The sequence below is a fragment of the Paenibacillus sp. FSL K6-1330 genome (assembly GCF_037976825.1).
Classification (GTDB): domain Bacteria; phylum Bacillota; class Bacilli; order Paenibacillales; family Paenibacillaceae; genus Paenibacillus_AQ.
This window is the reverse complement of sequence record NZ_CP150269.1, coordinates 6,118,903-6,133,061: the sequence shown is the minus strand read 5'-3', so window position 1 is coordinate 6,133,061 and position 14,159 is coordinate 6,118,903. Positions and strand designations below refer to the sequence as shown.

General features: G+C 49.1%; 14 protein-coding genes, 4 tRNA genes and 1 pseudogene. 16 read left to right on the top strand and 3 right to left on the bottom strand.

Annotated elements, in window-relative coordinates:
- The first annotated feature begins 64 nt into the window (after positions 1-64).
- The 10 genes and pseudogenes from NYE54_RS27935 (at position 65) to NYE54_RS27890 (ending at position 8,871) form a co-directional block, all read left to right on the top strand.
- Positions 65-761 (top strand): annotated as a pseudogene (locus NYE54_RS27935) (peptidase E).
- 116 nt (positions 762-877) lie between these two features.
- Positions 878-952: transfer RNA gene (locus tag NYE54_RS27930), tRNA-Glu, on the top strand.
- Positions 953-1,097: 145 nt separating this feature from the next.
- Positions 1,098-1,173 (top strand) — tRNA-Lys (locus NYE54_RS27925).
- A 40-nt stretch (positions 1,174-1,213) separates the two neighbouring features.
- Positions 1,214-1,296, top strand: a tRNA-Leu gene (locus tag NYE54_RS27920).
- A 313-nt stretch (positions 1,297-1,609) separates the two neighbouring features.
- Positions 1,610-2,074 carry a general stress protein gene (locus tag NYE54_RS27915; protein ID WP_076324669.1) on the top strand — a complete coding sequence of 155 codons (465 nt, stop codon included), beginning with the start codon at positions 1,610-1,612 and terminating at the stop codon, positions 2,072-2,074.
- Between the two features lie 262 nt (positions 2,075-2,336).
- Complete coding sequence (locus NYE54_RS27910) at positions 2,337-4,004, top strand: AraC family transcriptional regulator (protein ID WP_339267754.1); 1,668 nt, start codon at positions 2,337-2,339, stop codon at positions 4,002-4,004.
- 118 nt (positions 4,005-4,122) lie between these two features.
- Positions 4,123-5,145 carry an ABC transporter substrate-binding protein gene (locus NYE54_RS27905; protein ID WP_076324667.1) on the top strand — a complete coding sequence of 341 codons (1,023 nt, stop codon included), beginning with the start codon at positions 4,123-4,125 and terminating at the stop codon, positions 5,143-5,145.
- Positions 5,146-5,185: 40 nt separating this feature from the next.
- Positions 5,186-6,193: an iron ABC transporter permease gene (locus NYE54_RS27900; protein WP_339267752.1), complete on the top strand. Its 1,008-nt coding sequence runs from the start codon at positions 5,186-5,188 to the stop codon at positions 6,191-6,193.
- On the top strand, positions 6,186-7,205 hold the full coding sequence (locus NYE54_RS27895) for an iron ABC transporter permease (RefSeq protein ID WP_339267750.1): 1,020 nt from the start codon (positions 6,186-6,188) through the stop codon (positions 7,203-7,205). Before NYE54_RS27900 ends, NYE54_RS27895 begins: the two co-directional genes overlap by 8 nt.
- Before the next feature lie 22 nt (positions 7,206-7,227).
- Positions 7,228-8,871 carry an alpha/beta hydrolase-fold protein gene (locus NYE54_RS27890; RefSeq protein WP_339267749.1) on the top strand — a complete coding sequence of 548 codons (1,644 nt, stop codon included), beginning with the start codon at positions 7,228-7,230 and terminating at the stop codon, positions 8,869-8,871.
- A 96-nt stretch (positions 8,872-8,967) separates the two neighbouring features.
- On the opposite strand, the gene NYE54_RS27885 is transcribed toward NYE54_RS27890, so the two are convergent.
- Positions 8,968-9,612 carry a PAS domain-containing protein gene (locus tag NYE54_RS27885; protein WP_076324663.1) on the bottom strand — a complete coding sequence of 215 codons (645 nt, stop codon included), beginning with the start codon at positions 9,610-9,612 and terminating at the stop codon, positions 8,968-8,970.
- Between the two features lie 176 nt (positions 9,613-9,788).
- Here NYE54_RS27885 and NYE54_RS27880 point away from each other — a divergent pair, with 176 nt between their 5' ends.
- The 6 genes from NYE54_RS27880 to NYE54_RS27855 all read left to right on the top strand — a co-directional run bounded on the left by NYE54_RS27880 (position 9,789) and on the right by NYE54_RS27855 (position 12,205).
- A complete protein-coding gene (locus NYE54_RS27880) occupies positions 9,789-10,145 on the top strand; it encodes a helix-turn-helix transcriptional regulator (protein WP_076324662.1) in 357 nt (118 codons plus the stop codon).
- Positions 10,146-10,254: 109 nt separating this feature from the next.
- Positions 10,255-10,337 (top strand) — tRNA-Leu (locus NYE54_RS27875).
- Positions 10,338-10,524: 187 nt separating this feature from the next.
- Positions 10,525-10,944 (top strand): Ohr family peroxiredoxin, encoded by a 420-nt coding sequence (locus tag NYE54_RS27870; RefSeq protein WP_076324661.1) that lies wholly within the window; start codon positions 10,525-10,527, stop codon positions 10,942-10,944.
- Between the two features lie 139 nt (positions 10,945-11,083).
- A complete protein-coding gene (locus NYE54_RS27865) occupies positions 11,084-11,326 on the top strand; it encodes a zinc ribbon domain-containing protein (protein ID WP_006212369.1) in 243 nt (80 codons plus the stop codon).
- An 89-nt stretch (positions 11,327-11,415) separates the two neighbouring features.
- On the top strand, positions 11,416-11,691 hold the full coding sequence (locus tag NYE54_RS27860; protein WP_076324660.1) for a hypothetical protein: 276 nt from the start codon (positions 11,416-11,418) through the stop codon (positions 11,689-11,691).
- A gap of 88 nt (positions 11,692-11,779) precedes the next feature.
- Positions 11,780-12,205, top strand: a complete 426-nt coding sequence (locus tag NYE54_RS27855; protein ID WP_339267746.1) for a thiol-disulfide oxidoreductase DCC family protein — start codon at positions 11,780-11,782, stop codon at positions 12,203-12,205.
- 12 nt (positions 12,206-12,217) lie between these two features.
- Here NYE54_RS27855 and NYE54_RS27850 read toward each other — a convergent pair whose 3' ends face one another.
- Together NYE54_RS27850 and NYE54_RS27845 are read right to left on the bottom strand one after the other, a co-directional pair.
- Complete coding sequence (locus NYE54_RS27850; protein ID WP_339267744.1) at positions 12,218-12,694, bottom strand: FixH family protein; 477 nt, start codon at positions 12,692-12,694, stop codon at positions 12,218-12,220.
- Between the two features lie 41 nt (positions 12,695-12,735).
- A complete protein-coding gene (locus tag NYE54_RS27845; RefSeq protein ID WP_339267742.1) occupies positions 12,736-14,154 on the bottom strand; it encodes a PepSY domain-containing protein in 1,419 nt (472 codons plus the stop codon).
- Positions 14,155-14,159 lie beyond the last annotated feature (5 nt).

Below are 14,159 nucleotides of genomic sequence, written 5' to 3'. Positions count from 1 at the left end.
CAGTCTCGACCAAAGAGAGAGTATCCCTCTCTCTTTGGCCTAGCGTAAATGGGGGCAGAGAACAATGAAACAGATAATTGCCATGGGTGGCGGTTGGTTTCTCGATGGAACCGGATAATCTGCTACTTGATCGCTATATTTTGGCACAAGTACCGAAAGAAATGCCTAAGGTGTGTTTTGTTCCGACAGCAAGCGGGGATGCGGATGGTTATATTGAACGTTTCTATCATGCTTTCCGGACACTGCCGTGTACTCCCATTCATCTGTCGCTGTTCCAGCCGAACTTTGCCGATCTTCGGTCTTTTGTACTCGAGAAGGATATCATCTATGTTGGCGGGGGCAATACCCGCAATATGCTGGTCTTGTGGAAGGAATGGGGCCTGGGTCAGATACTCCAGGAGGCGTATGAACAGGGTGTCATCTTAACTGGGCTAAGCGCTGGTTCCATTTGCTGGTTTGAGCAAGGGGTGACGGACCCGTTGAACGCGCCTTTGTACAAGCTTGAGGGTTTGGGTATATTACAAGGCAGTCATTGCCCGCATTTTGATGGTGAGAGCAAAAGAAGACCTGCCTATCATAAACTTGTGCTTCAAGGTGAAGCACAAGCAGGATATGCAGCTGATGATGGGGTTGCTTTGCATTTTATGGACGGACGGCTGCATAGGATCGTAAGCTCAAGGAAAAATGCACATGCATATCATGTGGGACTCGAAGGAAATCGCGTTCAAGAAGAGAAGTTAACACCGGATTTTTTAGGCTGATTTATAAGCCGAAAAAGCTCCGAAAATAAATATTAAAATTTACGAAAAAAAAGCTTGCCAGCATTTTTGAAATTATGCTATACTCAATCTTGTCGTCACGGCGACGTGGTTAAAGTGGCCCGTTGGTCAAGGGGTTAAGACACCTCCCTTTCACGGAGGTAACAGGGGTTCGAATCCCCTACGGGTCACCACTTTCTATATAGCCTCGGGATGAGAACCCCGTCGGTTCGTCGGAGCATAATCTTCGTTAGGATAAGCTTCGCAGTCTCGAACGAAGAGAGAGTATCCCCTACGGGTCACCACTTTCTTATATGGCAGCCGCACGATTGTCATCGAGAGCCATTAGCTCAGTTGGTAGAGCACCTGACTTTTAATCAGGGTGTCGAAGGTTCGAGCCCTTCATGGCTCACCATTTTTTATGAAGTAACGAAATGATGTATCCCTTATATTATGCGGTAGTGGTGGAATGGCAGACACGCTATCTTGAGGGGGTAGTGGGTGTATACCCGTGGAGGTTCGAGTCCTCTCTACCGCATACGAACATTAAGAAAAGGCTCCGCACTTTGTGCGGGGCTTTTTTTTGCGTTTAAGATATCAGAAAGTATAAACTTCGAAGCATGGCCTACCTGATATCGAAAGAAAAACAACATCTAAACGCGGTCTGTCTTCTCTAGAATGTACGTCGATAGACGTTTTTCTTATATCAAGGTTTACATAGGATTCATCACGGTTTTCATCGATTTTCAGTGCGCGTTTATGCAAAACGGGTGTTTCATCTCTGGTCAGAAGTTTAATATCATAACGTGGACGAGCAACAACTTCAAATTACCTATAAGGAGTGATTCAGAATGGCTAATAACAACAATGGAAAGATGAGCCGTGAAGAAGCAGGACGTTTAGGTGGAGAAGCAACTGCGAACAAACATGACAAAGAATTCTACCAAGAAATCGGACGGAAGGGCGGCGAAGCAACTTCCCGTTCCCATGACAAAGACTTTTATCAGGATATCGGTAAAAAAGGCGGAGAATCCACGTCAAACTCCCATGATAAGGAATTTTATCAGGAAATCGGCCAGAAGGGCGGGGAAGCGACTTCCGACTCTCATGGCAGAGAATTCTATGAGGACATCGGACGTAAAGGCGGCGAGGCTACCTCGGATTCCCACGGACGTGAGTTCTATCAAGAGATTGGGCAGCAGGGCGGCGAAGCCAGAAGCGGCAGCGACAGCAACGGGGATGGCAAGATGAGCCGCGAAGAAGCGGGCCGCAAAGGCGGCGAGGCGAGAGCTAGGCAGCGCCAGCGGGGGAACTAATGACAATCCGGTGGATTTGAGATAAAGTTTCCCTCCCTTGAAGGGGACTGAATTGCTCACATGAGAAAGATCCGCCTCATCCACACCATTTGAAAAGCAGCAGCTACGACTCCCTGACAGGGAGCGCGTGGCTGCTTTCTTTTTGCCTTACATCGTCATGCGATAAGGTGGAGAAGAGAAGATCGTGCTGGACTTTTGGGACGGTGTGTGATAATTATATGATAATGATAACCATTCTCATTTAAGGTTGGGGTCTGTACATATGGTAAACCTATCGACGAATAGCAGTAGCAAAAAAGATTCACGTGAATACAGCGGGCTTATGGCCGGTTTATGGAATATGGATATTGTTCATGGGCCTGAGCTCTCCTTGGAGCAGCAGTTGGCAGTGCAGCCAGCCCTGATCATCCCGCTGAGCGGAGAAACCTGTTTACAACAGGCAGAGCAAATCACCCGTATGAATAAGGGATGTGTTTATTTTTGTGCAGCAGGGTCTACTTTCGGAATTACGAGTGCCGATCTCAAGAGTTCCGAGGAACACGAGCAAGTTTCGGTTGCAATACTTCATTTTAGTTTCATGGAAGGTGTCTCAGGCAGCGGTCGATTGCATGAGGTGGACGGCGCCACTCTCATGCCCTATGATGGCATCTTTGTCATTAGCTCTCCGGACCGCTTGAATCTCGTCTGTCGGTCGATGTATAAGGATTTTCATAGCAAGGAGCCCATGAAGCAGTGGAGGGTTCAGTTGGATTTTCAAGAGCTGTTATATACGATGATTGCCGAATGCAGCCCATACTCCAAGAATGATAAGCGGCAAGCGCTGGAGCGGGTGAAGGAATATATCGAGGAACATTATGATGAAGATTTAACGATTGAACAATTGGCGAACCTCTCCGAGTTAAGTCCTAAATATTTTGTAGAAGTATATAAGAAGACGTATGGGTGCAGCGCAATGGATTATTTGGCCCATGTCCGTATGAACAAGGCGAAGCAGCTGATGCTGGGCTCCGATTCTTTGCTGCGTGAAGTGGCGCATATGGTGGGGTATAAGGATGAATTTTATTTTAGCCGCAAGTTCAAGAAGGCATTCGGGATCTCTCCCTCGGTGTATATGAAGACAAGGAAAAATAAACTGGCGATGTACGGCTCCACAGCCCTCCTGGGTTACGCCATGCCGCTGGATTTCACGCCGTATGCGGCTCCGCTTCATCCGAAGTGGTCACAGCATTACTATAACATTCTTGGGCCGGATATCCCGGTCCATCTGGATGCATACCGCCAGAATCATAACAAATATGCCAATCTGGAGAAGCTGGCCTCGGCACGTCCGGAGCTCATCGTCTGCGCACAGGGGGTGGAGGATTGGGAGAAGGAACAGCTTCGGCTGATTGCCCCCCTCTACGAAATGCCGGCAGAGCAGGAAGGGTGGCAGTTTAATCTGCTAGGTCTCGCTAAATTGCTGAACAAGCTGCCTGAAGCAGAGCGATGGATTGAAACGTTTCATCATAAAATATCGACTTACCGTGAGAAGCTCCCCACTGAAATGATGGATGCACGCACGCTTTTGACCGCACGCCTGCATCAGGATGAACTGATAGCTTACAACCATCCGGGCATGAAGGAACTATTATTTGATTATTTCAATTTTCAGCCGGCTATGCCTATGGATTGGGAGGATGAAGGATGTTTAACGATTGAGCAGATCAAGGAGAGCCGCGCAGACCATATCCTGCTCTTGATCCGTCAGGATTCGGAAACGCTGGCGAATTGGAGGAAATTGCAGGCAACGCCGGAGTGGATGACCATTCCCGCGGTGCGAGAAGGAACGTTCCATCCATTATCCTCTTACCCTTGGCGCGAATACTCTCCCATTGCGATGGAGCAGATGGCGGAAGAGGCCTTCCGGTTGTTTTCCGGAAATTGTCCATGAGGAATCCGGTTATTTGTCCATGGAACTAAGAGAGCAAATCCTATACTATGATCAATAATGATAATCATTATCAATTATTCGAGTGATCATAGATCATGGAAGGGGTATTAGAAGAGAGATGAAACGAATGAAATGGGTTTTGGGGTTATTGCTGGCATTTGCGTTGGTACTGTCCGCTTGCGGTGGAGGTAACGAGGCTAAAGATACAGACGGAGCAAGTACGAATAATGCAGCAGAAAGCACGAATACAGCCGGGGAGGATAACGCAGCAAAGGAAGAAGCGACCCCCACATCGTCCGATACTAAAGTTGTAAAATACCTCGATCAGGAATATACGCTTCCGGCCAAAACGGAGCGCATCGTCATTACGGGTGCCGTTGAAGCAATGGAGGATGCCATTGTGTTGGAAGTGAACCCGGTTGGAGCGATCACCTTCTCGGGTAAATTCCCGCCGATGTTTGAGTCGATCACGAAGGACGCCCAGTCGGTTGGTGAGAAAATGGAGCCGAATTTCGAAACGATCCTGTCTTTGAAGCCGGATGTGATTTTGGCATCGTCCAAAGCCAAGCCTGAAGTCATTGAACAGTTGAACAAAATTGCTCCCACGATTCCGTACTCCCATATCTCGACCAACTGGGAAAGCAACCTGAAATTGCTCGGCGAGTTAAGCGGTAAACAGGAACAAGCGGAACAGGAAATCGCGAAATATAAAGAGGACTTGGAAAAAGTCAAAGCGACGATTGGAGATAGCCTGAAGGACAAGAAAGTTCTGGCGCTTCGGATTCGTGCAGGTGAGATGTACATCTATCCGGCAGGGGTGTTCTTTAACCCGGTATTGTACGAGGATTTGGGGATTGAAGTACCGGCTGAAGTAGCCGCAGCCAAAGCACAGGAACTGATCTCGAAAGAGAAGATTGCAGAGATGAATCCGGATTACGTATTTGTCCAATTCTCCCCAGATGAGAATAAAGATACGCCGAATGCTTTGGAAGAACTGCAGAATGATCCAATCATGAAGAACTTGAATGCATTCAAGAACGGCACCGCTTTTGTCAACGTGGTGGATCCACTCGCTCAAGGCGGAACTGCGTACAGCAAAATCGAGTTTCTGAAAGCTGCGGTCGAAAGCCTGACAAAGTAACATCAAACATTTCAGTATAAACCTATAAGGCGTGTTGTTCATGAGGTTCAAAAAATCACTGCCGGCTGTCATCCTTGTGATGGCCCCGGCAGTCTGTTTATTGCTCATAGCGGCCTCCATCCTGTATGGAGCCAAGAATATTACGATGGATACCGTTTGGGATTCCATCTTTGCTTTTGATTCGGAGAACATCGATCATCAGATCATTGTGAGTTCTCGATTGCCGAGAGTCGTCGGCGCAATGCTCATCGGCGCTTTTCTCGCGGTATCAGGTGCGTTAATGCAAGGAATGACAAGGAACTATTTGGCGTCCCCATCCATCATGGGGGTATCCGACGGTTCGGTGTTCGCGGTGACACTGTTCATGGTATTTATCCCGAACGCCAGCTCCAATATGTACATTGTCAGTTCGTTGATTGGCTCCGCCATCGGAGCAGCCGTCGTGTTCGGCTTGGCATGGCTTATTCCTGGCGGACTCAGTCCGGTTCGACTGGCTATACTCGGAACCGTAATCGGGACGTTTCTTAGCGGTACCGCAGAGGCATTGGCGGCCTATTTTCAAATATCGCAAAATATCAGCTTCTGGTACAATGCCCGATTGCACGCAATGGACCCGGAACTGATCAAACTGAGCATTCCGTTTGCTATCGTTGGTTTATGCCTTGCCGTCGTTTTGTCCAAATCGATCACGCTGCTGTCGCTCGGGGACGAGACGGCCAAGGGACTCGGTGTGAATACATGGCTGATCAAAGCACTTGCGATGCTGGCTGTTGTCATTCTGACCGGCGTATCTGTGGCGCTGGCGGGTAAGGTTGCCTTTGTAGGCTTGATTATTCCTCATATTGCCCGTTTCCTGTCCGGCTCGGATTATCGATGGATCGTACCGGTGTCGGGCGTGCTTGGCGGCATGTTTCTGGCATTATGCGATATTCTCGCACGGTTTGTGAATGATCCGTTTGAGACGCCGGTGGGTGTTATTACTTCGTTGATCGGCGTTCCTTTCTTCCTCTATTTGATCAAGACGAGGGGAGGGGCTCAGCGTGCGTAACACCTACTATCGATTCCCGATTGTTCTGACTGGAGGAATCTTGGTTGTATTGACTGCCGTATATTTCAGTCTGACCAACGGGACGTTTGATATGTCCATCAAGGAAGTATTTCAGACACTGCTTCGGATGAGTCCCAATTCCGATTTTGATCTCGTCGTGTTTGAATTCAGGTTGCCGCGTATTGTGCTTGGCGCTCTCGTCGGGTTTGCGCTGGGTATGGCCGGTGCCGTTATCCAGGGGGTTACCCGCAACGGACTCGCGGATCCGGGCATACTCGGCATCAATGCAGGTGCAGGCATGGCGGTTGTGTTGTTTATGTTCCTGCTGCAAGGGCAGATCACGATGACCGGCTGGCTCGGGGTTATGATGATGCCGATGTTCGGTATCGCTGGCGGTTTGGCGGCGACTACGGCCATATTTATGTTCGCGAGAGAAAACGGAAAGCTGGATCCGCAGCGGCTCATTCTTGTGGGGATTGCGATTGCCTCGGGCTTCGGTGCTATTACGATGTTCCTCTCGCTGAAAATGAATCCATCGGACTATGAGATGGCCGTAGCTTGGCTGGCCGGCAGCCTTCACAGCGCCAACTGGAAGTTCGTGGTCACGATGCTTCCTTGGCTCATTATGCTGCCGCCTATCATTTGGCTCCGCTCTCAAGTGCTCGACTTATTCCAGCTGAGCGAGGAAAGCGTGAAGAGTGTCGGGGTATCCGTCGAGCGTGAGAAAAAGGTATTGCTTCTATGCAGCATCGGTTTGGTCAGTGCGAGCGTTGCCGTATCCGGCAGCATTGGGTTTGTCGGTCTAATCGCTCCGCATCTGGCGAGGCAGCTGGTTGGGCTGCGGCACAGGCATATCATCCCGATCAGCGGTATAGCAGGTATGGCGATTGTGGTCATAGGCGATTTCATCGGCAGAACGATATTCGCTCCGGCCGAGCTGGCTGCAGGCATTGTGGTGTCCGTCATCGGGGTTCCGTATTTTGTCTATCTATTAATTCGCATGAGAAAATAAAAGCAGCTTTTGGGAGGATCACATGAATCGTTATCAACAGCTGGTGGTTGAGGACAGGGAACTCACACTGTATTTACCTCCTTCTTATCATGAGTCGGACCGTTCCTATCCTGTTGCCTATGTACAGGATCAAGGAGATATGTTTACGGACTGCCTCAACTATCTGAATCATCTGTTTGCAGCAGGCCAACTGGTCGAGGTCATCCTGGTCGGCATATCGTCTACGAACCGGAATCGTGAGTATACGCCTTGGCCGGCTGAGCCGCTGCTGGAGGGCAATCCGCCTTTCGGCGGGGAGGGCAGAGCTTATGTCGATGAGGTTGCGGATGTCATCAAGGCATACATAGACAGACAGTATCGTACGCTCGCAGCACCCGAGCATACCGCAATCATTGGCGGTTCATTTGGCGGTTTGATCTCGATGTTCGCGGGATATTGGCGTGCCGAGACCTTTGGACGGATCGGGATGCTGTCGGCTTCGTTATGGTATGGGGGGGTTATGGATTACATCAGACAGCAGGGAGAATTGCCTGCCGGACTGAGGGTGTATATGTCTGTTGGACAGTTGGAAGGTGCGCACAAGGAAAATGCGCAGAAACATATGTTTTCGAATAACGTCGAGGCCCATCGGTTCTGGATCGAACAAGGGGTGAACCCCGAGCGGATCCAACTGGCGGTAGATCCTGATGGAACCCATGATCCCATTTTTATGGCTAGAAGATTTCCGGATGCGCTGCGGTGGTTGTTCGTCAAGGAAGAAGATGACCAAGAATCCGAGATGGCGCGTTCTCAGCATGAAGGTAAGGATCATCACGAAAAACACGAAAAGGATGAAGAGCGCGATAACCGCGATGACCATAACAATAACCCCGAAAAGGATTCTTTGTTTTGCATACCGGGAACGGTGACATGGTCCATGCAATCCGACGTCACAGGCCGTGAATACCGTATTTTTATTGCCGAACCGATGGGACCGCCACCCGAAGGAGGTTATCCTGTGTTATATTCGCTGGATGCCAATGCGACCTTTGGATCGCTTGCGGAGGCAATCCGAGTGCAATCCCGGACGCCCCGTGGCATTCCCTCGGCGCTTATTGTTGGGATCGGCTTTGACAGCGACAGTCCCATTGTGAGCAGCGAGCGTTTTTATAACTTTACTGAATATGCTGAAGACCATGAACTGCCGGTCCGTCCTAACGGATTGGATTGGCCGAAAACAGGCGGCGTTGAAGCATTCCTTACGTTTATCGAGTTTCAGCTGAAGCCGGCCGTAGAGCGGCAATACGCGGTGAACCGTTCGAAGCAGGCGTTGTTCGGGCACTCGCTCGGTGGTTTTTTCACCTTGTATACCTTATTCACCAGACCGGAAGCCTTTTCGCGGTATATTGCGGCCTGTCCCTCGGTGTGGTGGAAGAACTACGTATTGTACAAGCGATGGGAAGAGGGGAAAATCCGTTTACAGCAGAGTGGACAGCGCAAAGAGTTGCGTCTGTACGTGGGAGCCGAGGAGAAGCCGTCCATGGTGCAAGACGCCAGGGAACTCTATGCATTCCTCAAAGGGCATAATGAGGTGCTGGAGACTACGTTTCATGAAATTGAGGGAGAAGGCCACGTCTCGGTGCTGCCAGCTCTGATAAGCCCTCTGCTTCGTTTTGTAAACGCGTAATATGAGAATGATGCCTTAAGCATAAATAAGCAGCTTCATATCCTAAAGCCGGATAATGAAGCTGCTTATTCAGTGTTGTTGCATGTAGGCAGAGAGTTAATCCAGTAATTCCGGATCATCAAGGATGGAAGAGTACTTCGGGTATAATCTGCGAATGCAACCCGGACAGATATCGTGGGTGAATTCAATAGGGAGGCGGCTCTCCAAATAGCTCTCCACAGGTTCCCACTCTTGCCCGTGGTGAACGTATTTGCATACGGCGCAGATCGGAATATGCCCGGGAAGGGGAAAGCTGTGAGCCAGCGCTTGTTCCAGCAGCAGTTCCTTGCGTTTGAACTTCGTAATATCCGTAAATAATATCATAGCTCCGTGAATACGGCTGTTCTTGTTGATAAGCAGCGGCAGTACCTCACATAAAACCCAAATCTCTTGGCCGTTCCATTGCACCGCATATTCAAAGGAGTAATCAGACAGCTTACCCAGCATAACATCTCTTACGGAGGGCACATCCAACTCATGGAAAAAATGATCAAATGAAGCCAAACTCAAGGGCTGGGAAGCGATATTAAAAAAAGATGCCCCCTCCCACCCAAACTCAGCGGAAACACCATATCTTTCGGCCATGGTAATAAGTGGATCGTTTATTTTGTCTATGATGCCATCCGGGGTAAGGATCATCAGTCCTTTATTCAAGGAATGAACCGCATTATTCCAGGATGTGATCATGGTATCGTAGGGCAAATGACTCGCTCCTCATACTAAATAGACTCATGACTAAAAGATACAACGTTCCATGAGTACTATGGTATAATTTAGGCAATATATGTTGATTATACACTTAATTAAGTTGTTTTGCAAGAGAAAAATACGTACATAAGTAATTTTCTTTCAAAGAGAATTAGGAAGGCGGTTGTTTGATGCAGTCTATTTACCAACGAATCGAACATCTCATAGAAAGCCGAGGCATGACCAAGAAGGCGTTTTGTGAAACCCTCGGGATCAGCACAGGGAATTTTGGTGATTGGAAGAGGGGGAAAACAACGCCGAGCACGAATAAATTAATTGAGATAGCAGCATTCTTTTCCGTAAGCTTGGATTGGTTGATTATTGGCAAGGGCAACCCTACCCGAGTCAGGGAAGCGCGTGGGGAGTATGGAGTGGACTCGGAATCTTCCGATCTTCCCTTAATGTCCGGATTGGCAGAGAATGAGAAGGAGTTTATCCGTGAATATATTGAGTTTTCAGCCTACCGGAAGGAAAAGCGAAACGACTAGAACTAGCTGCTCTTGCGCCTAAGCCAACGACCCATAATTTGGCTCTTTACTTTTGTATGATGGAACAGTATAATAGGGAATGTTCGCTACAGAACATCCCTTATAACATGCGGTAGTGGTGGAATGGCAGACACGCTATCTTGAGGGGGTAGTGGGTGTATACCCGTGGAGGTTCGAGTCCTCTCTACCGCATACTTTATGAAGAAGCTGTTTATCAAGAGGAACTCTTCCTTTGATAAACAGCTTTTTTGTTTGCCTTTCCCGAGCTGGGAATATGCTGTTTCTTTTGCGAGTTGCCCTATTTATCGTTTCAATTTGTGCTGCAAGTTTAAAGAATACATGTAGAGACCATAATAGGGCATGAAGGAGATGAACGAGCATGAAACCATTATACACAGCAGATGTAAAAGTCATTGGAGGGCGTGAAGGCTCTGTTGAATCTACGGATGGGGTTCTTAATCACAAATTAAGCATGCCGAAGGAGCTTGGAGGACCGGGCGGTAACGGAACCAATCCCGAGCAGCTGTTTGCGGCCGGCTATGGCGCCTGTTACGAAAGCGCTCTGGCTAATATCGCCCGTAAAGAGGGCGTCGAGCTCAAAGACGTTGTGATACACTCCCAGGTTATGATCGGAAAGGACGAAGGCGCTGACGGCTTTAAGCTTGCAGTGAAGCTAAAGATCGAAATGCCGGGTATCGAACGAAGCCAGGCGGAGGATCTCGCGAAGAAAGCGCACGCGTTTTGTCCGTATTCCAAAGCAACCCGAGGCAACATCGACGTGGAGTTAAGCGTAAGCTGACCATAAAGGAAGGAATTCGGGTGGCTCTCTGACAATGGAGGGTCATCTTTTTTTGTCGACTTATGATGCTGAATATGAAACTTTTTACATGATACGCCGTATTTCAGTTAAAGCTATGAAATGGAAAGGGGCGCTTAAGATGCGTATTGAACAAATGATAGAGGAACGGTTTGTATGCAGCAAATGTGGAGGAAATCACTGCCAGACGAAAGAGGTCTCGATGTCAGGGGCCGGGCTGAGTAAGATGTTTGATATTCAGCACAATCATTTCCTATTTGTTTCCTGCACGAACTGCGGATATGTGGAAGTGTTCAACCCGGATATATTAGAAGGTAAAAAGAGGGGGCAGCTTGGCTCGATCCTGGATGTGTTCTTCGGTTGACATCACCCCTAAAATTCTTTAATATGACTAAGTACCAGAAAGTACAAACCAGTCATAGGGAATTTAAATAAAATAAACGGGTGATGAACATGCCATACAGACCGCAGATTGCAAATGTGACCACAGCTGGAAGCAATGAAAAAGAAGGGCTTTACGAATTCATTATCCACACGGCTGACGGAACGGATATTCGCGTATTCTATAACCGCTTCCCGGAATGGAAACTGACTGCGCTTAGCCGACTTGGGAAAGTACCTTGCCCGGTTTGTCGTAAGGATTTCATATGCAAATGCATGGAGAAATTCTCAAACGAATTCGACCAGCAGATGAAAGACGGCGAGTGGCTGAACAAAGCTGCTGAGTAATAAACCAATAAGCGTACTTGATCAAGCGTAGGAGAGGGCTCCTGCGTTTTTTCTTGTTTATGGGTATGGGAAGGGAGCGAAGGAGTATATGAAGGATCGTGCAACGGAAAATCATGAGGAATATGCCATTGTGCTGATTGATGGTGTGTGCCATTTGTGCCAGGGTCTGACGCAGTTCATTATCAAGAGAGATCCTGGGGGTGCCTTTCGCTTTGCTTCGCTACAATCCGAGATTGGGCAGGAGCTGTTGAGGCAGGGAGGGCTTAGTGGAGATACTACGGAAACGATGGTTCTGATTGAACAGGGGAAGTATTACACAAGGTCGACGGCCGCTCTTCGGATTGCACGACGTCTTCGTTTTCCTTGGCCGCTGTCGTACATTCTGATTCTGATTCCCCCTTTTTTACGGAACCTGGTGTACCGCTGGGTGGCGAAGAACCGTTACCGGTGGTTCGGACAATCCACTGAATGCATGGTTCCGACGCCGGAGATTCGGCGCCGGTTTTTGTCCTAATGCGATCTTGTATTAATGATGATGTTCTGTCGTACCTTCTTGAAATGTGGGGGTACCCGCTTGCAGATAGGCAAGCTCTTCCTCGGACAGTTTGCCGACGGCGAACGGTTTCTGGGGAATGATGATGGAACCGTTGTTGCCGCTGTGCAGCTTGAAAAAATACAGCCCCTCTTTATCGAAGGTTTTGGTTACCGTATATATGCCGTCACCGACCTCTACCGCATCCGTCATGGGATCCCGCAGGGAGCCGTCATGGCTCCACAGCTCATAGTGGACAAAATCCGCACCGGGTACTCTTTTGCCATCCTGGGTAAGGATAATCTCGATGGTCTCCGGTTGATGTACGGATAATGCATCCGGAATGTTCACCTCGGCGATCAGCGGGATTTCTTTTTCATACCGGTTGGCTGCATCGGGACTGGCCGAGCAAGCGCTCAGCAGCAGGACCGATAGCAGAACGGATAATATAAAACGGCTTTTCATGATCATGAAACCGCCACCCCTTATTGTAGTTTGAGTATATAACCGAATCAGGCATTCAGAAATGTCTTGATCGCCGGTACCCTCCGAACGATGACATAATCGATGATCCACACGATGATGAGCGACAAGCCCACAAGCGGGAATAGGATCCCCAAAGCGATGAGCAGCAGAAGAAACAGCCTCATTTTTTTGGCATCTACCTCGGGCGCTTTTGGTGCCCCCAGTCCATGCTCCGGTTTTCGCTTCCACCACAAGTACAAACCGCTTACCGCAATAAAAATGATTCCTATGCATATAAGCAAACTGAAGATTTGGTTGACGATGCCCAGCTGCGTTCCTTTATGCAGCGTAATGCCAAGGGCAACGGCTTTGCCGACGATTCCGTAATGATCATAGCGATAATCCGCCAAGACCGCGCCGCTGTACTGGTCGATATGCATGGTAGCCTCGTCTTGTGCTTTGGGCGGATAGGCAGACAATGTGTACACCCCGTCCGCTTGCTGCGGGATGCTGATGGTGTAGCTTGGATGGATCCCCTCACTTCGGGCCACATACATCACATCTTCGATGGGAAGCGGGGTAAAGTCGGAGATGGTCGAATTGGGAACTTCCAGATTCTCGGCGGCCCAAGGTACTTCGGCCACTTCCTTGGTCTGCATGACATGAGAGGATGGCGCACTGCCCGACCAGATGGACGGCGGATAACCGGCACCGGTATTAGTCGCCATGGTTTGAAAATTGCTGCCCCACAGGCCTGACCAGGGCAACCCGGTCATAATAAGAAACAACATGCCTGCGGCAATCCAGAATGCAGGAACGGCGTGCAGGTCTCTACGAAGAATCTGCTTGCCCTTGCCCAGACGCGGGTACAGGATGCCCGCGAGGCTTCTTTTCTTTTTGCCTTTGTTTTTATTTTTATTTTTCGGAAACCACAAATACACCCCGGTCATGATCAGCACGATCGCCCAGCAGGCGGCAAGCTCCACGATCCGGTCCCCCACGGTCCCGACCATCAGCTCGCCGTGGAACTCCTCGATTTTGTCCATGATGCGGTCTTTGTCTTTCAGCTCGCCAATCTTTTCTCCCGTATAGGGGTCCATGAAGACGGTCATGGATTCGCCCCCTGAGGTCAAACTAATCTCTGTAGAGCGGGAGTCCGACTCGCCTGGGCGGTATTTCGTGATCGTAGCGTCAGGGTAGAGCTCTTTAACTTGTCCGACCAGCTTGCTGGGCGTTACCCGTTCAACCTGAGGGGTTACCGTGTAGTAGTCCCGATATAGCGCTTGTTCAATCTGAGGCTTAAATAAGTAAACGGAGCCGGTGATAGCCAGGATGATCAGAAAGGGAGCGAAGATGATGCCGGCATAGAAGTGCCATCTCCATACGATTTTGTACCATGCGGCAGAGCTTGGATTTGGCGGTTGACTTTCATTTGGTTTGCTTGCTGGAGGTTTCTTTTTCCCCATGGCTG